The sequence below is a fragment of the Kordiimonas sp. SCSIO 12610 genome (assembly GCF_024398015.1).
In the GTDB taxonomy this organism is placed as follows: Bacteria; Pseudomonadota; Alphaproteobacteria; order Sphingomonadales; family Kordiimonadaceae; genus CANLMI01.
The window spans coordinates 36,262-57,948 of record NZ_CP073747.1 but is presented as its reverse complement, the minus strand read 5'-3'; the positions used below and the strand labels follow the sequence as shown (position 1 = coordinate 57,948).

17 protein-coding genes and 1 tRNA gene are annotated in these 21,687 nt (G+C 45.3%); 9 read left to right on the top strand and 9 right to left on the bottom strand.

Annotated features, from left to right (window positions below; all coding sequences use genetic code 11):
• The first annotated feature begins 23 nt into the window (after positions 1-23).
• Positions 24-941, top strand: a complete 918-nt coding sequence (locus KFF44_RS00275) for a P1 family peptidase (RefSeq protein ID WP_255936139.1) — start codon at positions 24-26, stop codon at positions 939-941.
• 10 nt (positions 942-951) lie between these two features.
• Here the strand turns inward: KFF44_RS00275 and KFF44_RS00270 are convergent, their stop codons facing one another.
• A complete protein-coding gene (locus KFF44_RS00270) occupies positions 952-1,446 on the bottom strand; it encodes a hypothetical protein (RefSeq protein WP_255936138.1) in 495 nt (164 codons plus the stop codon).
• Between the two features lie 193 nt (positions 1,447-1,639).
• On the opposite strand from KFF44_RS00270, the gene KFF44_RS00265 reads away from it, so the two are divergent.
• The 3 genes from KFF44_RS00265 (at position 1,640) to KFF44_RS00255 (ending at position 6,429) form a co-directional block, all read left to right on the top strand.
• A tRNA-Arg gene (locus KFF44_RS00265) sits at positions 1,640-1,716 on the top strand.
• A gap of 324 nt (positions 1,717-2,040) precedes the next feature.
• A complete protein-coding gene (locus KFF44_RS00260) occupies positions 2,041-3,366 on the top strand; it encodes an ammonium transporter (RefSeq protein ID WP_255936137.1) in 1,326 nt (441 codons plus the stop codon).
• Between the two features lie 285 nt (positions 3,367-3,651).
• Positions 3,652-6,429: a bifunctional aconitate hydratase 2/2-methylisocitrate dehydratase gene (locus KFF44_RS00255; RefSeq protein ID WP_255936136.1), complete on the top strand. Its 2,778-nt coding sequence runs from the start codon at positions 3,652-3,654 to the stop codon at positions 6,427-6,429.
• A gap of 124 nt (positions 6,430-6,553) precedes the next feature.
• Here the strand turns inward: KFF44_RS00255 and KFF44_RS00250 are convergent, their stop codons facing one another.
• Positions 6,554-6,967, bottom strand: a complete 414-nt coding sequence (locus KFF44_RS00250) for an MAPEG family protein (RefSeq protein ID WP_255936135.1) — start codon at positions 6,965-6,967, stop codon at positions 6,554-6,556.
• 315 nt (positions 6,968-7,282) lie between these two features.
• On the opposite strand from KFF44_RS00250, the gene KFF44_RS00245 reads away from it, so the two are divergent.
• The 3 genes from KFF44_RS00245 to KFF44_RS00235 all read left to right on the top strand — a co-directional run bounded on the left by KFF44_RS00245 (position 7,283) and on the right by KFF44_RS00235 (position 9,357).
• Positions 7,283-7,726: a YHS domain-containing (seleno)protein gene (locus KFF44_RS00245; RefSeq protein WP_255936134.1), complete on the top strand. Its 444-nt coding sequence runs from the start codon at positions 7,283-7,285 to the stop codon at positions 7,724-7,726.
• Positions 7,727-7,871: 145 nt separating this feature from the next.
• Positions 7,872-8,252, top strand: coding sequence for a VOC family protein (locus KFF44_RS00240; RefSeq protein WP_255936133.1), 381 nt, complete (start codon positions 7,872-7,874; stop codon positions 8,250-8,252).
• A 172-nt stretch (positions 8,253-8,424) separates the two neighbouring features.
• Complete coding sequence (locus KFF44_RS00235; protein WP_255936132.1) at positions 8,425-9,357, top strand: AraC family transcriptional regulator; 933 nt, start codon at positions 8,425-8,427, stop codon at positions 9,355-9,357.
• A 5-nt stretch (positions 9,358-9,362) separates the two neighbouring features.
• Here the strand turns inward: KFF44_RS00235 and KFF44_RS00230 are convergent, their stop codons facing one another.
• Complete coding sequence (locus KFF44_RS00230; RefSeq protein ID WP_255936131.1) at positions 9,363-10,757, bottom strand: short-chain fatty acyl-CoA regulator family protein; 1,395 nt, start codon at positions 10,755-10,757, stop codon at positions 9,363-9,365.
• 238 nt (positions 10,758-10,995) lie between these two features.
• Here KFF44_RS00230 and KFF44_RS00225 point away from each other — a divergent pair, with 238 nt between their 5' ends.
• Both KFF44_RS00225 and KFF44_RS00220 read left to right on the top strand, forming a co-directional pair.
• Entirely contained in the window at positions 10,996-12,591 is a 1,596-nt protein-coding gene (locus KFF44_RS00225; RefSeq protein WP_370691181.1) for an isocitrate lyase, read from the top strand.
• A 127-nt stretch (positions 12,592-12,718) separates the two neighbouring features.
• On the top strand, positions 12,719-14,890 hold the full coding sequence (locus tag KFF44_RS00220; protein WP_255936129.1) for a malate synthase G: 2,172 nt from the start codon (positions 12,719-12,721) through the stop codon (positions 14,888-14,890).
• A gap of 115 nt (positions 14,891-15,005) precedes the next feature.
• Here the strand turns inward: KFF44_RS00220 and fghA are convergent, their stop codons facing one another.
• The 6 genes from fghA to KFF44_RS00190 form a co-directional block, all read right to left on the bottom strand.
• Positions 15,006-15,839: an S-formylglutathione hydrolase gene (gene fghA, locus KFF44_RS00215; RefSeq protein ID WP_255936128.1), complete on the bottom strand. Its 834-nt coding sequence runs from the start codon at positions 15,837-15,839 to the stop codon at positions 15,006-15,008.
• 72 nt (positions 15,840-15,911) lie between these two features.
• Positions 15,912-17,024 (bottom strand): S-(hydroxymethyl)glutathione dehydrogenase/class III alcohol dehydrogenase, encoded by a 1,113-nt coding sequence (locus KFF44_RS00210; RefSeq protein ID WP_255936127.1) that lies wholly within the window; start codon positions 17,022-17,024, stop codon positions 15,912-15,914.
• A 309-nt stretch (positions 17,025-17,333) separates the two neighbouring features.
• Positions 17,334-18,548 carry a hypothetical protein gene (locus KFF44_RS00205; RefSeq protein ID WP_255936126.1) on the bottom strand — a complete coding sequence of 405 codons (1,215 nt, stop codon included), beginning with the start codon at positions 18,546-18,548 and terminating at the stop codon, positions 17,334-17,336.
• A gap of 11 nt (positions 18,549-18,559) precedes the next feature.
• A complete protein-coding gene (gene cynS, locus KFF44_RS00200; RefSeq protein ID WP_255936125.1) occupies positions 18,560-19,003 on the bottom strand; it encodes a cyanase in 444 nt (147 codons plus the stop codon).
• 29 nt (positions 19,004-19,032) lie between these two features.
• Complete coding sequence (locus KFF44_RS00195) at positions 19,033-20,769, bottom strand: bifunctional protein-serine/threonine kinase/phosphatase (protein ID WP_255936124.1); 1,737 nt, start codon at positions 20,767-20,769, stop codon at positions 19,033-19,035.
• A gap of 81 nt (positions 20,770-20,850) precedes the next feature.
• Positions 20,851-21,672 (bottom strand): formate/nitrite transporter family protein, encoded by an 822-nt coding sequence (locus KFF44_RS00190; RefSeq protein ID WP_255936123.1) that lies wholly within the window; start codon positions 21,670-21,672, stop codon positions 20,851-20,853.
• Positions 21,673-21,687: the final 15 nt, after the last annotated feature.

Sequence of the window (21,687 nt, the reverse complement as noted above, 5' to 3'; positions counted from 1 at the left end):
ATCAAAAATAGTAGGATTTTGAGATGCTGAGTATTCAAGCCAAACCCGGCGCGCAGGATTTAATTACAGACATTGAGGGTATCAAAGTTGGCCAGGCCGACAATGAGCGTATTAACACTGGTGTTACGGTAATTCTGCCTGATGCTCCGGTGGCGATGGGTGTGGATGTTCGCGGTGGTGGCCCCGGCACCAGGGATACCGAAGCGCTGGACCCAAGTTGTTTGGTTGAGAAAGTCCATGGCCTCGTATTGTCTGGTGGGTCTGTGTTTGGGCTAGCGGCCAGCGATGGTGTCGTCGGTTACTTATCCGAGCAAGGGATTGGTTTACCGCTTGGGCCGCGCACGGTTCCTGTTGTCCCGTCTGCAATTTTATTTGACCTGAGGAATGGTGGCGATAAGAACTGGGGGCAGGTATCACCATATGCTGACCTTGGTGTCAAAGCCGTCCAGAACGCGCGAAACACTATGCAACTGGGCCGAGCCGGTGCCGGTTTCGGTGCCACAGCGGGTGCGCAAAACGGCGGTATTGGAAGCGCTAGTTTGGTTACCGAGTCAGGAATTAAGGTTGCTGCAATTGTTGCCGTTAATAGCTTCGGGCCCGTGACGCATGAAGTTGGCGGCGAGCAGGTACAACACGGCGTAGTTAATATGCCGAAACTTGGATTAATTGGGTCGAACACGACCATCGGGGCCGTTGTCACCAACCTTGATTTGGATAAGGGAGGCTGCAAGCGACTGGCTATGATGGCTCAGGACGGGTTTGCGCGCGCTATTCGCCCTATTCACACGCCTTTTGACGGCGATACCATGTTTGCTATGTCGACAGGGGAAAAGTCACTTGATGAACCATTGGCCGCAACGCTCGCGTATGTTGGAACGCTAGCCGCCGATTGTGTGGTGCGTGCTATTGAAAAAGCCATTCATTTGGCAAACGCTACTTAAAAACTTGCGCCTACTCTGGCCTCAGCTTTGCTAATGTTTGCCGTTCATTGATAACAAATTTATCAGTGGTCGATTTGATAGTCTTGGCCGTTCCTGCCAGTGATGACAAATCATCACCATTGTGCTGAATAATATTATCGAGCCGACTGTTCGTATGGCTTATGCGGGTAAGCGCAAGTTGAAGCTCAAACCATAAATCGTTTTTCGTTTCGTCAGATGTTTGCACAAAAACATTCTTTAGAGAATCGTACGCTTGCTTTTCTTCCTGAATCAAAATCTCCAGCTCTTTAAGCAGATTTTGTGCTTCTTCGATCGTCTGGAATTTATTGATAGTCTCAACCTGTTCATAAGGAGCAGGCTCTGCACGTTCGATCACCCGGTTACGTTCAGTCGCGTCTGGTACCGCGTCCGTTAACTGAGGCCAATCGTTTTGTGCTGCACAGGCCGATAACAGTATGATTGCAAGCAGACTAACGGAATAATGATTTCGAATTATATTGGGCATTGAAAGCAATGATTTTCAGTATGGTTCATATTAAAGTTAAACTTTATACTCATGTTCGTATATGAACCAGCTTTCTTTGTAAAAATTGTTTTTTCAAAAAAACAACGTGAAAAGTAAAATTGGGCTTGCAAATAGAATTTAATCTGATTAGGTTCCGCCCACCGCGCCAAACGGCGTAGGTCCGACACGGTAGGCACCGGTAGCTCAGCTGGATAGAGCACTAGACTACGAATCTAGGGGTCGGGGGTTCGAATCCTCCCCGGTGCGCCACTTTCCAAAATTTTATAGCTTATCTAATTTCCTTCTCTGATGATTGTTGTTCAGTGTTGGCTTAGTGTCTTAATTTGCAAACTTTCATGATTCGCTATCATTGTTTGTTTTGCCTGTTTTTTAAGCAATTCCTCTTAAATATGCCTCTTGTTTCATCAAAAATGAAATATATGCATATATTTTACTCATATAATGAAATATAATTGCAAGAATTGCTTGTTTATGATGAATATTCACCTATTCGACCTTGAAATCATGTGCGCTGTTGCTGTCAATCCAAGGTCTGCATTTCAAAATAGAATATTATTTGTTCTGGAGTAGGTGATGTTGAACAAGTTCCTTCGATATGCATGCTGGTTTATTTCACCGGTTCTTTTTGGCTCTGCGCCCTTATGGGCGTCGGTTCCAGGTGAAAGTGCCTATATTTTTAACTCCCTACTGTTTTTAATTGGTGGTTTTCTTGTCATGTGGATGGCCGCTGGCTTCTGTATGCTAGAGGTTGGCTTGGTGCGTACTAAAAATGCTGCTGATATTTGCCTTAAAAACATACTCTTATATTCGGTTGCTTGCTGTATGTATTTTTTGATTGGCTACAATCTTATGTACGATGGTGTCGATGCAGGCTTTATTGGCTCGTTTTCCATATGGGGAGCCGATGATATTAACGTATTAGCTGAAGGCGCTGTGATCGAAGGCGGGTACGCGGCATCGTCGGATTTCTTTTTCCAGATGGTGTTTGTGGCGACAACGGCATCCATTGTTTCTGGTACTGTTGCCGAGCGAATAAAGCTTGTTCCATTTCTAATATTCACTGTTGTTTTGTCAGGTTTTATCTACCCTATTCAGGGTGGCTGGAAATGGGGTAGTGGTTGGTTGGATACCATGGGTTTCGCAGATTTTGCCGGGTCAACGCTCGTGCATTCTGTTGGTGGTTGGGCTGCATTAACTGGCGCGATTATACTGGGTCCACGATACGGTCGATATACGGCTGATGGCGCTATTCGTTTTATGCCTGGATCAAACCTGCCTCTCGCGACACTTGGTACCTTTATTCTTTGGTTTGGTTGGTTTGGCTTTAATGGTGCTTCGCAGTTGGCGCTGGGGTCTGCGGCGGACGCTGTGGCGATTTCGAATGTATTTGTAAATACGAATATGGCTGCTGCTGCAGGCGCTATTTCTGCGGCTATGGTTACTAAATTCCGTTTTGGTAAGGTAGACCTTACCATGACATTAAACGGGGCCCTTGCAGGGTTGGTTTCTATAACAGCGGGGCCGGATACACCCTCGATTGCGGCCGCAATTGGAATTGGTGCGGTTGGCGCTGCGCTTGCTGTTCTCGCTGTGCCGCTTCTGGATCGATTGAAAATTGATGATGTTGTTGGTGCGATCTCGGTTCATCTTGTTGCGGGAATATGGGGTACCCTTGCGGTTCCGCTTACAAATGGTGACGCAAGCTTGGGTGTACAAATTGTTGGTATATTAGCAATTGGCGGATTTGTAACGATTGCCAGCACGCTAGTGTGGTTAATGTTGAAAGTAACAGTTGGTATCAGGCTGAGCGAAGAAGATGAACGAAAGGGATCTGATCTGGCTGAACTTGGATTGGAAGCTTACCCAGAGTTTGGTAGCGGCGGCAGTATACTTCCGTAACATTGATCAGAAACAGAAAATGCTAACCCCATTTGTTTCGTGGTTAGCATTTTCCAATGCTGACTAAAAGACCTGGGCATGTTCAATTTGAAAACTTCAATGGAGTCCTATCTTTGTCACGATAAGATTTTAACTCGCGAGAAAATCATAGAACTTGATTGAAACGCTCTTGCAAGCATGTGACTGTTGAAATATTGTGGCGCCAATTATGCCTTGTCCTGGTTCGCCAGAACACTCTGCGACCAGAGTTTCAAGCCCCGATAACACTTGCCCGTCAGGATAGCCATGAGTTTATATACAGAATATTTAGATGAGATTGAAACCCGCAAGCTACAAGGGTTGAACCCGAAGCCGATTGAAGACGGCGCGCTTGTTGAAGAGATTATCGCTCAGATCAAAGATACATCGAACGAGCACAGAAAAGCGTCTTTAGAGTTTTTCATTTATAATACGCTTCCGGGTACAACGAGTGCTGCTGGTGTAAAAGCAGGTTTCTTGAAAGAAATTATTCTTGGAAATACTGCTGTTGAAGAAATTTCTGTCGCATTTGCGTTTGAACTTTTGTCACACATGAAAGGTGGCCCATCGGTTGAGGTTCTGCTTGATCTTGCGCTTGGCAGCGACGCTGGCATTGCTTCACAAGCTGCGGATGTCCTGAAAACGCAGGTGTTTTTATACGAGGCCGATACTGACCGCCTTGCGGATGCACATGCTGCGGGTAATGCGGTTGCCAAGGATATTTTGGAGAGTTATGCCAAAGCAGAATTTTTCACAAAACTTCCGGATATCGACGAAGAGATTAAAGTTGTTACCTATATTGCCGCAGAAGGTGATGTATCAACAGACCTTTTGTCGCCAGGTAATCAAGCGCATTCTCGCTCCGACCGTGAATTACACGGTAAATGTATGATATCGGAGGAAGCACAGGTGGAAATTCAGGAACTTCAGAAACAACATCCTGATGCACGGGTTATGCTTGTGGCAGAAAAAGGCACAATGGGGGTTGGTTCATCCCGTATGTCTGGTGTGAACAATGTGGCGCTTTGGACGGGTAAAAAAGCAAGCCCTTATGTGCCATTCATTAATATTGCACCGATCGTGGGTGGTACGAACGGTATTTCACCGATCTTCCTGACTACGGTTGGTGTAACCGGCGGTATTGGTATCGACCTTAAAAACTGGGTTAAAAAACTTGACGCTAACGGCGACACAGTAACAGACGAAAATGGTGATGCTGTTCTTGAGCAGACGTTCTCGATTGATAACGGTACAGTTCTAACCATTAATACAAAAACCCGGAAGTTATACAGTGCAACAGGTGAAGAACTTGTTGATATCTCATCAGCACTGACACCGCAGAAGGTTGAATTTATCAAGGCTGGCGGTTCATACGCGATCGTATTCGGTAAGAAACTTCAAAGTTTTGCCGCAACAACACTAGGTGTTGAAATGCCTGCTGTATTCGCAGCATCTAAGGAAATTTCAAATGAAGGGCAGGGCCTGACCGCTGTTGAGAAAATCTTTAACCGTAATGCTGTAGGTGTAAATTCTGACGCCGATTTGCATGCGGGCTCTGACGTTCGTGTGAAGGTGAATATTGTTGGATCACAGGATACAACTGGTTTGATGACATCACAGGAACTCGAGGCGATGGCTGCAACGGTGATTTCACCGAAAGTGGACGGTGCTTACCAGTCTGGCTGTCATACTGCGTCTGTTTGGGATGTAAAGGCACAGCGCAATATCCCAAAACTTATGAGCTTCATGAACAAGTTCGGCCTGATCACGGCACGTGACCCGAAGGGAGAATATCACGCAATGACTGATGTGATCCACAAGGTCTTGAATGACATTACCGTGGATGACTGGTCTGTTATTATTGGCGGTGATAGCCATACCCGTATGTCAAAGGGCGTTGCCTTTGGTGCGGACTCTGGGACTGTAGCGCTTGCGCTTGCAACCGGTGAAGCAACCATGCCGATCCCTGAATCGGTTAAGGTAACATTCAAAGGCTCACTTAAAGATCATATGGATTTCCGAGACGTAGTACATGCAACACAGGCTCAGATGCTGAAGGAGTTTGGTGATAACGTGTTCCAGGGCCGTGTGATTGAGGTACATATTGGTACCCTTCTTGCTGATCAGGCGTTCACCTTCACTGACTGGACAGCAGAAATGAAAGCGAAAGCGTCTATTTGTATCTCTGAGGATGCAACATTGATCGAATCGCTCGAAATCGCCAAAAGCCGTATTCAGATCATGATTGATAAGGGTATGGATAACGCCGCGAAAACGCTTCAAGGCCTTATCGATATCGCTGATAACCGTATTGAAGAGATCAAGTCTGGTTCGCGTCCTGCCTTAACACCAGATGACAATGCGAAATACTTTGCAGAGTTTGTCGTTGACCTTGACGAGATTATCGAGCCGATGATCGCAGACCCGGATGTAAACAATGATGATGTATCCAAGCGGTATACGCACGATACAATCCGTCCGGTTTCTTATTACGGCGGCGATAAAACAGTTGATCTTGGCTTTGTCGGGTCTTGCATGGTTCACAAAGGCGATATGAAAATCATCGCGCAGATGCTAAAAAACCTGGAAGCGCAGGGCGAAGTTAAATTCAATGCGCCGCTTGTTGTTGCACCACCAACATACAATATCGTTGACGAGCTGAAGGAAGAAGGCGACTGGGCTGTTCTTCAGAAGTATGCTGGTTTTGAGTTTGATGATGATGCGCCGAAAAATGATGCGCGGACTGAATATGAAAATATTCTATATCTGGAACGTCCTGGCTGTAATCTATGTATGGGTAACCAGGAAAAAGCTGCCAAGGGTGACACAGTGATGGCGACGTCCACACGCCTGTTCCAGGGCCGTGTCGTGGAAGATTCGGACGAGAAAAAAGGCGAATCGCTTCTGGCTTCAACACCAGTTGTTGTTCTTTCAACAATTCTTGGTCGTACTCCAAATATCGAAGAGTATAAGGCCGCTGTTGACGGCATTAACCTGACGAAATTTGCCCCACCGCTTGGTAAACCAAAGGCAGTACAGTATTAATCTGCGCCTGTTAGCTTTTTGGCACTTAAAACCTTAAAATGATAAAACCTCTTGCGATCGTTGATCGCAGGAGGTTTTTCTTTGAGTGAAACCTGTATGAAGTTCTTACTTTAGGCTGTAGCCGTTAGATAAATTGAACCGCAATCGCAAGGATCGCAAACCAGGAAACCAGGTAAACAGGGGTGCGCAGGAATGGAATCCCGAGAATATAAACAACTGCATGCGCGAGGCGTGCAAAGAAGAAGAGTTGTGCAAAGCTACTGACTGTGGCGATTGCTTCTGCATTGCCAGCTAAAAGACCTGTTGCTGCAAGTGTAACAGCAATAAAGGCCGGCATGGTTTCAACCATGTTTAAATGTGCTCTCTGTGCTCTGGCGGCCCATAAAGGCTGTGCCGGTGCTTTCTCTGGGAAGCCTTCTGGGTAATTATTAAGAAAGGTTGGTATACCCCAGGCAAACATGCGTGCCACAATATATGGTGTCCAAAGTAATAGGGTTAAAACACCACTTAGTCCTAGATACATATAGATAGTATTCATCAGTTTTCTCCTTAATGTTGGCCTATCAAATTTCATTAACATGCAGTCGAGTTGCCCATTTATCGTTGTGCATGCTCGCGAAATAGGTAGCGTTTTCACCTTAAAATTATCAATGACTGAACGGCCAGTTTATCTGCTTGATGCACCGAAAATCAGAGGAAGCTAATGGGCTGTTTCACATCGCCGGAAATTCATGATCTGGTCGATTGAGCATTTTATTCGGCCTGTCAGACATTGAGAGTTCGGATGACAGGGGCCATATTGGCCGCAGCTTGATGGCAGTTGTGATTTGAAAATTAGATGATGGAGAATAGGATGAACTTCCTCAAAAAAATTATTATTCTTGGAGCGACGATTTTTGGTTTTGCTTCGATGGCATCTGCAGATGTAAATACTGTTGCTGTTGGTGGATATGACGCTGTTTCATACCATTCAGGTAGCCCGGTTCGTGGGTCCGGCAATCATACAGCGAGCTACAAAGGGGCAACATACCTGTTTGCGAGCGAAGATAACTTAAAAGCCTTCAATAAAAACCCAGCAAAATATGCACCTGCGTATGGTGGATACTGCGCGTACGGAGCGGCTGTAGGGAAGAAATTCGTCGGTGATCCAACAGTTTGGAAAATCGTTGATGGTACTCTTTACCTTAACCTAAATGCGGATGTTTCTAAAGTTTGGCACAAAGACATTTCTGGAAACATCAAGAAGGCAGATGCAAATTGGAAAACAATCGCCAATGTAGCTGCTGAAGACCTCTAAAACTATATCGAAAGCGCGGTAGGGCGTGCCCTTGAAAAATGGCACGTCTATCATTCAAAATTCTCAACAATGATAACGAAGGCCGTGAGCGAACGCTTCGCTGTCCTCGTTCAAAATTGAGACCTATAAGAATTGGAGACTTACGATGATTGATCATTTAAGTGTGGGTGTTAGCGATATTGATCAGGCGACAGCGTTCTATGATGCTGTACTTGGTGCCCTTGGTTGCGAGCGCATGGCAAAAATGGATGGCCTTGTCGCATATGGTCGCGACCGGATTGAATTTTTAGCAATGTTACCGTTTGATGGAAATGCTAGTACATCTGGCAACGGTGTTCACATTGCCTTTGCGGCCAGTACTAATGAACAGGTTGATGCCTTCCATGCTGCTACCCTTGCAAATGGTGGAGTTTGTGATGGTGCACCAGGCACTCGTCCTTATCCTCATGCAGAGGTTTATGCGGCGTATGTTCGTGATCCATTTGGAAACAAGCTTGAGGCACTGGCCGGCGGCTTTATGGGTTAAGACGCATCATGTTGATGCAACAATTATTTAAGCATATGGCGTTCGCGCAGAAAATAGTATCAACAGTTATTTTCTTATTAGCCGCAAGCGCCATACTTATTCTTAGCAATTTATTCTGAAGCAAGCCTGCGAAACACGTTTTAGAATATCAGTGAATAGAAAGATGTAGCAGATGGATGTACTAAGCGACGTTCTGGATGTATTAAAATTTAGCAGTTCTCTATATTTTACAACCAGTTTTGGTAGCCCGTGGGGTGTCAAAGTTCCACGTTATAAAAACGTAGCTCGCTTCCATCTTGTCACCCAAGGATCATGCTATGTTCGGGTTAACTCGGATCAAAACTATGTTTATCTGGAAGAAGGTGATTTTTTGATCATCCCACACGGTGTTAATCACGATTTGAAAGATTCACCTGAAAGCCCTGCTGACGACCTGCAGGCCGATGATAGTGGGCGGTTTGACAGCGAAGGAAATTACCTGGCAGGTGATAAAGCCTCTAATCAAATCACACGATTAGTTTGTGGCCATTTTGAGTTTAGTGATGGATTTCGGCATCCCCTTCTGGAGCAGTTACCTTCATACATTCACATAGGTCGAACCGAAGCAGAGAAATACCCGTGGTTTGTACAGATTCTCTCTACAATGGCTCATGAGGCTGGAGAAAATTCGATCGGCCATAGCGAAGTCCTGAAACGGATGTCAGAGATATTATTTATCCATACAATTCGTATGTGGAATGAAAGTAATCCTGATGCACAAACATTCCTTGCGGCTGTAAACAACCCCTATATCAGTAGGTGTCTTGCCTCATTTCATGCCTCACCCAATAGACATTGGTCGGTTGATGACCTTGCTAAGGAAGCGGGTATGTCTAGAACCTCTTTTAATGAGAAGTTTGCCAGCCTTACCGGGTATACGCCTATGAACTATGTAACCTTATGGCGCATTCAAAAAGCACAACGGCTATTACTTGAAAACGAGGGGTCTGTTGATTGGATTGCTCATGAAGTAGGTTACGAATCGGTTGCTGCATTCAGTCGAACCTTCAAAAAAATAGCAGGCGAAGGGCCGGGCGCTTTTCGTAGAAATAAGAAATTACACTGACCTCGTCATTGTTTGTCAGTGAGGCCAAATGGTGTGCTTGGTTTTCTAAAGTCTTCTGCCAACAATGCTCGCCCAATCGGGGGTTCAGCTCTGGCAACACAGTCGGAGCGATGACATAACCTGCACGTTATGCCAATCGGGGTCGGCTCTACTTTCGAGATATTTATGCCTTTGGTATAAACAAGCTTGTGGGCATGTTCTGAACTGCAACAGAGTGCTATTGCTCTTTCGATACTGGGTTGCTCGAAACTCCCTCCCCCAGAGGTGACAGTTCTTACGACTGAGAAAAAGCGTTCTCCGTCTGGTAACTCGACCCACTGTGTCATAAGCTTTCGTGGATTGCTAAAGGCTTTGTGTAGAACCCATAATGGGCACGAGCCACCATGGCGGGCGAAGGGAAATCCTGCGCCATCAAGGCGTTTGGAGACATTGCCCGCCGCATCGATTCGAATAAAGAAAAAAGGAACACCTTCCTGGCTTGGTTTCTGAAGTGTCGTTAATCGATGGGCCACTTGCTCAAAGCTGGTATTGAACTGTCTGGCGAGCGCCTCTACATCATACTGCCGCTCTTCAGCAGCTCTGGCGAAAGCATTATAAGGCATAATGATTGCGCCTGCAGCATAGTTTGCAAGTGCGCTTCGTGTTAGTTTCTCCCCGTCTTCAGTTTCAAATGACGACTCTGCTAACGTGGATGAAATCAGTTTTGACATTTCCATATAGACCACTTGAAGCGCCAACTGAAAATTAGCACCAGCATTATCAAGTGTTTCGTCTAAGAGGATTTCTTTGCGGTGTGGCTCGAACCGGCGTAGGTAACCAGTCATGATGTCATGTGGAACATGACGGACTCGTATACGCTGAAAAGAAAAATACGGCTCAAAGCCACCAGCGCGTTTAATCTCTGCCTGTAACTCTTCTGCACGATTATCGAGTTCAGCAAAAAAATTCTTTCTCGCTGTCAGATAGCGGCGGGCTTCGTCAACGGGTTCGGGGCCATTTGAGTCCATATTACCTTGATCAGCCAACGCCAATTGGTTTTCCTGATATGCTGTGTAAAGACGAATGACAGCTTCGGCTGTTGCAGGGAACGTGCTGGCAAAATCGTCAATTTCGATCGGTGAAACTTCAAGGTCGGCAAGCAAGGGGTCATTGAATGCAGCACGAACATTTGCATTAAAATCATCGCCGGCGCCGCGAGCGAGGGATCCGATATCAATACGGTATATGTCAGCCAGTTTCAAAAGCATTGAGGCAGTGACAGGGCGCTGATTGGTCTCAATCAGGGCAATATAGGACGGAGACACATCCAGATCTTCTGCCATGATAACTTGGGTCAAACCAAGTTCACGGCGAAGCCTTCGTATCCTGGGGCCCATAAAAATACTGCGATCATTTGCCATAACAATACCATGTTACAATTTAAATATTACAAATCTTACAACATTACATATTATTTTGTAAGATTTTACAAGATTACTTTTTCCGAGATGCAAAATTTAAAAAATACCCATAACCTCATTGTCATGAAGCCGACCAAAGGGATTGGTCAACGCAAAATAGTAAGTTCAGGGTGTGTTTGCCCAAAGGAGTAAATCGATGGCGTACGATCAAATAATGACAGAAACGAGCGGATCAGAAATGACTGATTACAAAACTGAAATTCAGAATATCCAGAGCCTTATTAAAGGGTTTTCAGGAACTTGGGATGGTATTGACGCCGAAGCCGTTGCTCGCATGCGTGCTCAAAACCGTTTTCATACTGGTGTTGATATAGCGAAATATACCGCGAAAATCATGCGTAAAGATATGGCGGCATACGACGCAGACCCAGCCAACTACACTCAATCACTTGGTTGTTGGCATGGTTTTATTGGCCAGCAAAAAATGATTTCTATTAAAAAGCATTTTGATAGCCTTAAAGGCCGCTACCTCTATCTTTCTGGCTGGATGGTTGCTGCGCTCCGTTCAGAGTTTGGTCCATTACCAGACCAATCCATGCATGAAAAAACATCGGTTCCTGCGCTGATTGAAGAATTATATACATTCCTCAAGCAAGCAGATGCCCGTGAGCTTGGTATGCTTTTCCGTGACCTAGATGCTGCACGCGATACTGGTGATAGCGCGAAAGAGCAAGAGATTCTTGGTAAAATTGATAATTTTGAAACACACGTTGTTCCAATCATCGCTGATATTGATGCAGGCTTTGGTAATGCTGAAGCAACGTACCTTCTGGCTAAAAAAATGATTGAGGCCGGTGCGTGTGCTCTTCAGATTGAAAATCAGGTATCTGACGAAAAACAATGTGGTCACCAAGATGGTAAAGTAACTGTTCCGCATGAGGATTTCCTCGCGAAGGTTCGTGCATGCCGTTATGCCTTCCTTGAGATGGGTGTTGAAGACGGTATTATCGTAACACGCACTGACAGTTTGGGTGCTGGCCTGACCAAGCAAATTGCTTTCTCTAAAGAAGCAGGGGATATCGGTGATCAATATAATGCATTCCTAGACTGTGAGGAAGTATCTGCTGATGACCTTTTACCAAGTGACGTTGTTATCAAGCGTGACGGTAAGCTTATGCGTCCAAAACGCCTGCCTTCGAACTTGTTCCAGTTCAAGCCCGGTACTGGCGAGGACCGCTGTGTTCTTGATTGTATTACATCGCTTCAAAACGGTGCGGACCTATTGTGGATTGAAACAGAAAAACCTCATGTAGAGCAAATCGCTGGTATGGTTGATCGTATTCGCGAGGTCGTTCCAAATGCGAAGCTTGTTTATAATAACTCGCCTTCCTTTAACTGGACATTGAATTTCCGTCAGCAGGTCTTTGACGCATGGCAGGAAGAAGGGAAAGACTTGTCTTCCTATGACCGTGGAAACCTCATGAGCGTTGATTATGATGACACTGAACTTGCTTTGGAAGCAGATGAGAAAATCCGCACCTTCCAACGTGATGGTTCAAAACGTGCTGGTATTTTCCATCATTTGATTACACTACCAACGTATCATACGGCAGCACTTTCAACTGATAATCTTGCGAAACGTTATTTCGGCGATGAAGCAATGCTTGGATATGTTAAACAGGTACAACGTGAAGAAATTCGCCAATCCATTGCGTGCGTAAAGCACCAGAACATGGCTGGTTCCGATATTGGTGATGATCATAAAGAATATTTTGCCGGTGATGCAGCCCTTAAAGCGGCTGGCGAAGATAACACTATGCACCAGTTCGGCTAACAGCTGAAAAAGCGACCTATGCCGCCCTTTCTTAAATGGAAGTGGCGGCATATTTTATGATATGAAAGAACTGATTTGTTTCATCAAATAGTGACAATTAAGTTTGTGTAAGAGCGAGGGATATCAAATGGCACAGCGTATCGAGCAAAATGGTCTATCAATCAGTGCTGAACTTCATGCCTTTATTGAAACCGAGGCGCTGGTTGGCTCGGGTATATCCTCAGACAAATTTTGGGCTGGCCTTAAAACGCTGACAGAAGATTTTGGCCCCAAGATTAAACGGGCTCTTGCTGTTCGTAGCGACCTGCAGGCGAAAATTGACGATTGGCACAAGGCTAACCCAGGTGCGAATTATGACAAAGTAGCTTACAAATCCTTCCTAAAACAGATTGGATATCTTGTTGAAGAAGGGCCAGCCTTTAAGATTGAAACAAAAAATGTAGATTCCGAAATTGCAACGATTGCTGGGCCACAATTGGTGGTGCCCGTTATGAACGCACGCTTTGCCTTAAATGCGGCAAATGCTAGGTGGGGCAGCCTATATGATGCGTTTTATGGTACCGATATTATCCCCGAAACTGACGGCCTAGAGAAAACTAAGGCTTATAATAAAGCGCGCGGCAATAAAGTTGTTGAGAAAGCTATCGCTTTTCTTGATGAAACGGTGCCTTTAACAGGTTTTAGCCACGGCGATGTGGCGCAATATACGATTAAAGACGGTGCATTGATTGCAATAAATGCTGCTGGCACTGAAACGGGACTGAAAACTGCGTTGCAGTTTGTCGGGTATCAAGGCAGTCCAGAAAACCCTTCATCGCTCTTGTTAAGGGATAATGATCTTCATATAGATATTCAGATTGACCGGAATCATCCAGTCGGTGCTGATGCGCCGTCGGGTATGAAGGACGTTATTCTTGAGGCCGCTGTTTCAACGATACAAGATTGTGAAGATTCGGTTGCCGCTGTAGACGGTGAAGACAAAACCGTTGTCTACAGAAACTGGCTAGGCCTGATGAAAGGTGATCTGACTGATACGTTTTTAAAGGGTGGCAAGGAAATGACCCGAACACTTGCCTCCGATAGGGAGTATGTATCGGTTGATGGTGGCAGGCTAACGTTACCAGGTCGAAGCCTCTTACTGGTGAGAAATGTCGGGCATCTGATGACAACGCCAGCAGTTTTAGACGCTCATGGGCATGAAATCTCGGAAGGTCTTTTGGATGCACTCGTGACCAGTTTGTGCGCCATTCACGACCTTAAAAAAGCAGGTCATAATTCAAACAGCCGCACGGGCAGCATTTATATTGTGAAACCCAAAATGCACGGCCCTGACGAAGTAGCAATTACGAATGAACTCTTTGCCAGCGTTGAGGATATTCTTGGCCTTGATCGCTTTACTTTGAAAGTTGGCGTGATGGATGAAGAGCGTAGAACAACAGTTAACCTGAAGGAATGTATTCGCGCAGTAAAAGACCGATTGGTATTTATTAACACGGGCTTTTTGGATCGAACTGGTGATGAAATTCACACAAGTATGGAAGCAGCTCCCTTCCTTCTGAAGGAAGATATTAAAGCCCAGCCATGGATCAAAGCCTATGAAGCATGGAATGTGAATATCGGCCTTGAATGCGGACTTCAAGGTGTTGCTCAAATCGGTAAGGGAATGTGGGCGATGCCCGATGAAATGGCGAAAATGATGGAGGCTAAGGTCGGTCACCCAGAAGCCGGTGCAAACTGTGCTTGGGTGCCATCACCGACAGCGGCGACCCTTCATGCAATCCATTATCATCGTGTTTCAGTGTCAGATCGGCAACAATCAATTGCACTCGAACCTCGTGCAAGCTTGGATGATATCCTGACCGTACCACTCCTTGCTGGCAAAAATTTATCGCTAGACGATATTCAGCAGGAATTGGATAACAATGCGCAAGGCATTTTGGGTTATGTCGTTCGCTGGGTTGATCAAGGCGTGGGGTGTTCGAAGGTGCCAGATATCAACAATATTGGCTTGATGGAAGACCGTGCGACGCTTCGTATTTCAAGTCAGCATATCGCAAACTGGCTTCATCACGGTGTATGTAGTGAAGATCAGGTTCTTGACACACTCAAGCGAATGGCTGTCGTTGTTGACGAACAGAATGCAGGGGATATCCATTATAAACCAATGGCCAAAGGTTTTGATGAAAGTGTTGCCTTTCAAGCGGCTTGTGATTTGATTTTTAAAGGCCGCGAACAACCAAGTGGCTATACCGAGCCCTTGCTTCATAAACGACGGTTGGAAGCGAAGGCCGGCGTTTAATATCAGAGCTTACGTACCTTCGCTACATAGGCATATGACAGGCCATGGTACAACTCCGCGCATCTATCAATAGCGATATTGATAGATGCTAGGGTGATAAGGGGTTGGCTTCCTTTTACAGGCGTTCCGCATGCCACCTTAGATGATCTTCGATAAAGCTGGCGATAAAATAATAGGAATGGTCATAGCCTTCCTGCATGCGCAAGGTCAGGCTTTGGCCAGCTTTCTCACAGGCTACTTTTAAAAGCTCTGGTTTAAGCTGTTCCTCAAGAAAATTATCTGACGATCCCTGATCAACAAGAATATCATCAACACGCGCACCATCATTAATAAGTGCACAGGCATCATACACACGCCATGCAGCTTGATCTGCACCAATATATCCACCCAGCGCCTTTTGACCCCAAGGGCAGTTAATCGGTGATACGATCGGCGAAAATGCGGAAACAGTTTTATATTTTTCCGGGTTCTTAAGCGCAATGGTAAGCGCGCCGTGTCCCCCCATTGAATGGCCAAAGACACCTGTTCGCGATGGATCAACTGGAAACTCTGCTTCTATCAATGCTGGTAATTCAGAAGTAACATAAGAATACATTTTATAGTGCTTGTTGAAGGCTTCTTGCGTTGCATCCACATAAAAACCAGCCCCTAAGCCAAAATCATATGCAGCTTCAGCATCATCGGGAACACCATCACCACGCGGTGAAGTGTCTGGTGCTATGATGACGATGCCAAGTTCATTTGCAACGCGCTGTGCCCCTGCTTTGGTGATGAAGTTTTCCTCAGTACAGGTCAAACCAGACAACCAGTATAATACAGGTAGCGTGGCGCCTTTCTTATGCTCGGGCATATAGACAGCAAACTGCATATCACAGCGTAGCGTGTTGCTTGTATGCTTATAAATAGATTGGGTACCGCCAAAACTTCTGACCGAAGATATTTTTTCCATAGGGGCGCACTTCCTTAAAAATGACCACCTTCAAACATATGATGATGGGCGATGTGAGCGTTGCAAATATATTTAGTAAACGATAACCGAGCGAATACTCTCGCCAGCATGCATTAAATCAAATGCCTTGTTGATATCATCCAGTGGCATTGTATGGGTGATTAATGGATCGATCTCAATTTTGTCATCCATATACCAATCAACAATTTTCGGTGTATCGGTTCGGCCTCGCGCACCGCCAAAGGCAGTACCCTTCCAAACACGTCCTGTAACAAGTTGGAACGGGCGTGTAGAAATTTCCTGACCAGCTTCAGCAACTCCAATAATGATCGATTCGCCCCAACCGCGATGGCAAGATTCGAGTGCTTGGCGCATAACCGTTGTATTTCCTGTGCAATCGAATGTGTAATCGGCACCGCCACCCGTAAGTTCGATCACCTTATCAACAACGTTATCTGATCCGATGTCAGATACATTGACAAAATCTGTCATGCCAAATGCACGCCCCATGGCTTCGCGTGCAGGGTTAATATCCACGCCAATGATTTTACTGGCACCGACAAGCTTTGCCCCCTGGATTACATTCAATCCAATCCCGCCAAGACCAAACACAGCCACATTGGCGCCGACTTCTACACCTGCCGTCCAAACAACTGCACCAACACCCGTTGTGACACCGCAGCCGATATAGCATGCCTTATCAAATGGAGCATCTTTGCGAATTTTCGCAACAGAAACCTCTGGTAAAACGGTAAAGTTCGAAAATGTAGAACAGCCCATGTAATGATAGAGAGTTTGTCCCTTCCACGAAAAGCGGCTTGTACCGTCTGGCATTATCCCTTGGCCTTGTGTGGCACGCACAGATGTACACAGGTTACTTTTTTGAGATTTACATGTTTTACATTCGCCGCATTCAGCAGTGTAAAGCGGTATAACATGATCCCCAGGCTGAACACTTGTAACACCAGCACCGACTTCACGGACAATGCCTGCACCTTCATGTCCTAAGATTGACGGGAAGATACCTTCCGAGTCTTTTCCTTCAAGGGTATATGCATCCGTATGGCAAACACCTGTCGCCATAATTTCTACAAGAACCTCTCCGGCTTTTGGGCCTTCTAGGTCAATTTCCTCGATAACCAGCGGTTTATTAGGTTCAAGGGCTAGTGCTGCACGTGTTTTCAATGTTCTCTCCCGACATCAAGCGTAATCAGTATCATGCGATTTATACAGTATTGCCAAGTTAGTAAATGCATAAGACATTTCCTCGCGTGGCTTCATCAATTTAAATTGTAACATGGTATTTGTTAGGTATTGCAGATTATGGATGAACTGCAACTGTATAAGCTATCTAAAAAGGGGCAGAGAAAGACATGCTATCAGTATTTATTCTGATAATGTTTGCTGGTCTTCTGTCGAGTATTGATATGTTTGGTTTCTAACCATCGCCAATCTGACGAAAAAGGTTACCGTCAGATTGGCGAATGAGCGTAGCTAATATTTAAAGGCAATAGCAAAGAAAAATCTGTTCACGTTGCGTAAGCTGTCACTATTAAAATCCGCATATTTAACAGCTAGGTTAACCCCCTTTGTCAACGGGACACTTAGAGTAAAATCAAGCTCGTTTCCAAGCGAAAAGTCAATATTTTCACTGTTAAAGTCATGATAGGCTGCTGTCACCTTCACTGGCCCCAAGCCAAAGACATCTTTGAAACTATAGGCTGCGCTGAATTGTAAATCTTCGAGCCCGTTTGCTGGTGTGCTTAGGAAAACATCAGCAAACCCCTGAAATTTATGAAGTGTTGCGAGGGGAGTTGCAAATCCGCGATTACCATCACCTTCCAGGGACTCGTAACGAGCTTTAAGGGTTAGGTTGTCGACCGTTGTTCCACCCTCAATGAGGTAATAATCAAGACTAAAATTATCTGGGCTGTTGCCAAAGTCTTTTTGGGTTGCGTATTCAGCTTTAAAAAATACCGTGCTGGTATCCGTTACTTTCTGCTTTGTGCTGAAATTTCCGCCGAAGGTCTGGTTTGATAAATTCTGGAAAGCATCTAAATCAATCAGATAGGCATAAGCTGTAAAATCACCAATAGACGATTTGTATTTTGCATTGATAAAATGGTTGTTGGCGTCTGTACGTCCATTGACTGAGTTGCTGCCAAAGATCCGGTTCACTTGCCATGCATATGTATAATCGAGTGAAAGGTTTTCTATCGATGTGTTTGTAAAGCGCACAGCGTCATAGGTTTGTTCATTTTGCCTGAAACCAACATTACCGATAAAACGATCATCATCCAATTTGATACGTTGACGACCGATAGAGATTTTGGTGCCAGCCAGTCCGGTATAATTCAGTTGAAAGCGGTTCAACCGCTCGGAGTTAGGGTCAGCAATAACAGGAAATTCGGTTTGTCCATTCGTTGTGCTGTTAAAATTATCTATGCCAAGACTACGGGTAAAGTCACCTTCAACCAAAAGCGAGAAATCTTTATATTTTGCTGTTTCAAACCCGAACCGGCCATGAAATGTTAGGGCGTTGGCGTCGCGTTCAAATCCTTGAAAATCAGCAAATTCATAGCGAATACGACCGTCCGCCAGAATAGTAGCGTTAGTAATAATATCATCAATTGTACTATCCTCCGCGATAAGAGGAGAAGATAGCGTTAGCGTCGATATGACCGTCGTAAAAAGAAAATAATTCTTCATAATCGTTGCCCTTACCACGCTGAGTAGCTCAGGAATTTACCACTCATCCGAACTTCAATTCGGTCCCCTTTGGGGTTCGGGAGTTTTTCAACGCTCATATCAAAGTCGATTGCGCTCATGATGCCGTCACCCCCTTTTTCCTGAATAAGTTCTTTGAGGGTCTGGCCATATACGCCGACAATTTCATAGAAACGGTAAATACAAGGATCTGTGGGAACGGTTTTATCGAATGATTTGGTTGGAAATTCTGTAAGCACCACAGTGGCCTCATTAGGCAGGCCAAGAAAATCAACGAGGGCTTTGGCTTTGGGCTCAGTAAGGGAATTCATGCCAAGGCAAGCCGATGTTACGAACACCTCACTAAGGCCAACAGCATCGGCCATAGCTGCCCACGACAGCCCTTTTGATCGTTTAATGTCATAAATCATATCTGTAACGTCTGCTTTAGTGAGCATAAGAATATCCTTATAAAATGGGTTGAAAATCAGGTGAGAACATGTTGGAGCAATAGCAAGACCAACAATGCAAGGCTGACAAGTTTCCAAAAGAGTGTGGAGTTTGCCTCTGCAAGGGGGCGCTTGCCATAATGGGGTAGTGAGAGGTTTGGTGTACGAAGATCAGCAAGAAATTCTGACATTTCCTGATATCGATTGTTGGGGTCTGGCTCTACAGCCTTTCTTATTGCTGCATCAACAAAGTCGGGAACATTTTCAGAAATATCTGCTGCCGGTATGTATTTGATTTTCTTTTGTTGATTGAGTGAACGCGACCGCGCCATTGCTGAGCCATAGGGTAAGCCACCTGTGAGCAACTGATATGCTATAACCCCAAGGGAATAGATATCGGATTGATATGTACCGTCTTCGCCGCGGAAATATTCTGGTGCGGTAAACTGAAAAGTCCCTAGAATGCGCTCATTAGTATCGACAGGCATATTATAATTAAACGCTTCGTCAATGCCTGCTATTTTTGCGGCACCATAATCGATAAGGGTGACATGGCCGTTTTCTGAAATCATAACATTATTAGGGCGTAAGTCCTGATGCAGGATTTGCTTTCGGTGCATGGCTTGCAAGCCAGTAGCGATTTGGGAAATAATTGCAGTTGTCTTTTCCAGGGTTGGCGCAGGGTTATCTGCCATCCATGTCGTCAGGCTGGTGCCTGCCACATATTCCATTGTTGTATAAAGTGCAGACCGCGGTGTCTCTGTAGTGACAGGTCTAAGCAAGTGCTGGTTCGTAAGGCGCTTTGCAACCCATTCTTCGAGTGCCATTCGCTGTAATGCGGTTTCTTGTTCACGCATATCAATCGATGGGACTTTAAGGGCTGCTATCTTATTGCTCTTTTTTTCTTTCGCTTTGAATATATGGCTTCGGCTAGAGCGATTGATATCCGCCGTGATCTCCCATCCATCAATGATGTCGCCAATTTCCGGGATCGATCGAAGTGGTTTCAGCTTAATGTCGGATACGATTTCCTGAATGTTAGAATCTGGCAAGCTTTCAATACGGGCGATTTGAATGGTTAAATTGTCATCCGCACCATTATCAATGGCGTGCTCGACAATCGCCTTGGCTGCGGTTTCAAGATTATCATGATGTTTGAAAAGAAGGCTTTTAAAGATCGCAGCTTCTATGAACTCATGGACACCGTCCGTTGTCATCAGAAAGATATCGCCGACAGAGACACTGGTTTTTGTATAGTCAATTTCAATATTGGGGGCCATACCAAGGGCACGGCCTAAATAGTTTTGCTGTGAATTTAAAATGACCCGGTGGTCTTCTGTTAATTGTTCTAACCTGTCATTGGCGATACGATATATCCGGCTATCGCCAATATGGAACAAATGCGCCTGTCGTGCCTTTAAAATCAATGTGCTAAAGGTAGATACGAAGCCACGATCAGGATCAAATTCCTGTGAGCGTTTTGTTTCGGAATATAGCCATGCGTTTGTCGCTGAAATTACCCGGCTTGCTGCTTTTTTAACAGTCCAGCTGTCAGGGGTAGAATAATAATCCGATAGAAAACTACCGACCGCTGTTTGTGATGCAATATGCGCTACTGGCGAGCTTGAGATACCGTCTGCAATTGATAATGCGATCCCTCTGAGGGCAAGAGTGGCCTTGTTTGGGATCACAGCGCCGTAAAAGTCTTGATTACACTCTTTAGGGCCTGCGCTCGAATATTGCCCGAGCGAGATTGTTAATTCACATTGCATCATAGATTCCGACAAAAAGTTTGGCTGATTGCTCTGAGGAGAGAGAGGAGGGGAGGGTGGAGCAATCAGCCGTTAGTAACTCTTTTATTCAGCAGGTGCCTGAACGCGTTTGGCACCAGTTTTATAGTGGGTTGAATATAGTGTCAGGCCCACAAATGTCAGACCACCAAGAAGGTTACCGATAACGGTTGGAATTTCGTTCCATAGTAGGTAATCCATCACCGAGAAGTTACCGCCAAGAAGCAAACCTGATGGGAAAAGGAACATATTTACGATTGAATGCTCGAAGCCCATGTAGAAAAACAGCATGATTGGCATCCACATAGCAATGATCTTGCCTGAAACTGATGTTGACATAAAGGCCGCGACCACACCTGTTGAAACCATCCAGTTGCACAGTACACCGCGAATAAAGAGTGTCAGCATGCCAGCTATCCCGTGGTCTGCGTAGCCGACAGTTCTACCTTCGCCAATTGTTCCAATTTTTTGGCCAACTGCGTTTGGTGCCTCTGAGAATCCGAAGGTGAAAATAATGGCCATGAATATCGCGACCGTAAAAGCACCGCCAAAATTACCAATGAAAACCAACCACCAGTTTCTAAGCACACCGCCGGTTGTCACCCCTGGGCGTTTATCCATTAAGGCGAGGGGAACAAGCGTGAAGACACCGGTCAGGAGATCAAACCCCAAAAGATAGAGAAGGCAAAACCCAACGGGAAACAAAACGGCACCAACGAGCGGTTGCCCGGTTTGGACAGTGATTGTAATCGCAAATGCGGCGGCAAGTGCCAGAATTGCCCCTGCCATAAAGGCGCGAATAAGGGTATCTTTTGTACTCATGAAGACTTTGGCTTCGCCGGCATCGATCATTTTGGTGACAAATTCAGTGGGTGCTAAGTAAGACATAAATGCTTCCTTTTA

Bases quoted from the DNA above. Each gene is read 5' to 3' on its own strand.
- KFF44_RS00195 (WP_255936124.1), bottom strand. From the start codon at position 20,769: ATGATGCAATGTGAATTAACAATCTCGCTCGGGCAATATTCGAGCGCA.
- KFF44_RS00270 (WP_255936138.1), bottom strand. From the start codon at position 1,446: ATGCCCAATATAATTCGAAATCATTATTCCGTTAGTCTGCTTGCAATC.
- KFF44_RS00230 (WP_255936131.1), bottom strand. From the start codon at position 10,757: ATGGCAAATGATCGCAGTATTTTTATGGGCCCCAGGATACGAAGGCTT.
- KFF44_RS00275 (WP_255936139.1), top strand. From the start codon at position 24: ATGCTGAGTATTCAAGCCAAACCCGGCGCGCAGGATTTAATTACAGAC.
- KFF44_RS00240 (WP_255936133.1), top strand. From the start codon at position 7,872: ATGATTGATCATTTAAGTGTGGGTGTTAGCGATATTGATCAGGCGACA.
- KFF44_RS00250 (WP_255936135.1), bottom strand. From the start codon at position 6,967: ATGAATACTATCTATATGTATCTAGGACTAAGTGGTGTTTTAACCCTA.
- KFF44_RS00190 (WP_255936123.1), bottom strand. From the start codon at position 21,672: ATGTCTTACTTAGCACCCACTGAATTTGTCACCAAAATGATCGATGCC.
- KFF44_RS00225 (WP_370691181.1), top strand. From the start codon at position 10,996: ATGACTGATTACAAAACTGAAATTCAGAATATCCAGAGCCTTATTAAA.
- KFF44_RS00205 (WP_255936126.1), bottom strand. From the start codon at position 18,548: ATGAAGAATTATTTTCTTTTTACGACGGTCATATCGACGCTAACGCTA.
- KFF44_RS00245 (WP_255936134.1), top strand. From the start codon at position 7,283: ATGAACTTCCTCAAAAAAATTATTATTCTTGGAGCGACGATTTTTGGT.
- KFF44_RS00255 (WP_255936136.1), top strand. From the start codon at position 3,652: ATGAGTTTATATACAGAATATTTAGATGAGATTGAAACCCGCAAGCTA.
- KFF44_RS00260 (WP_255936137.1), top strand. From the start codon at position 2,041: ATGTTGAACAAGTTCCTTCGATATGCATGCTGGTTTATTTCACCGGTT.
- cynS (WP_255936125.1), bottom strand. From the start codon at position 19,003: ATGCTCACTAAAGCAGACGTTACAGATATGATTTATGACATTAAACGA.
- fghA (WP_255936128.1), bottom strand. From the start codon at position 15,839: ATGGAAAAAATATCTTCGGTCAGAAGTTTTGGCGGTACCCAATCTATT.
- KFF44_RS00235 (WP_255936132.1), top strand. From the start codon at position 8,425: ATGGATGTACTAAGCGACGTTCTGGATGTATTAAAATTTAGCAGTTCT.
- KFF44_RS00220 (WP_255936129.1), top strand. From the start codon at position 12,719: ATGGCACAGCGTATCGAGCAAAATGGTCTATCAATCAGTGCTGAACTT.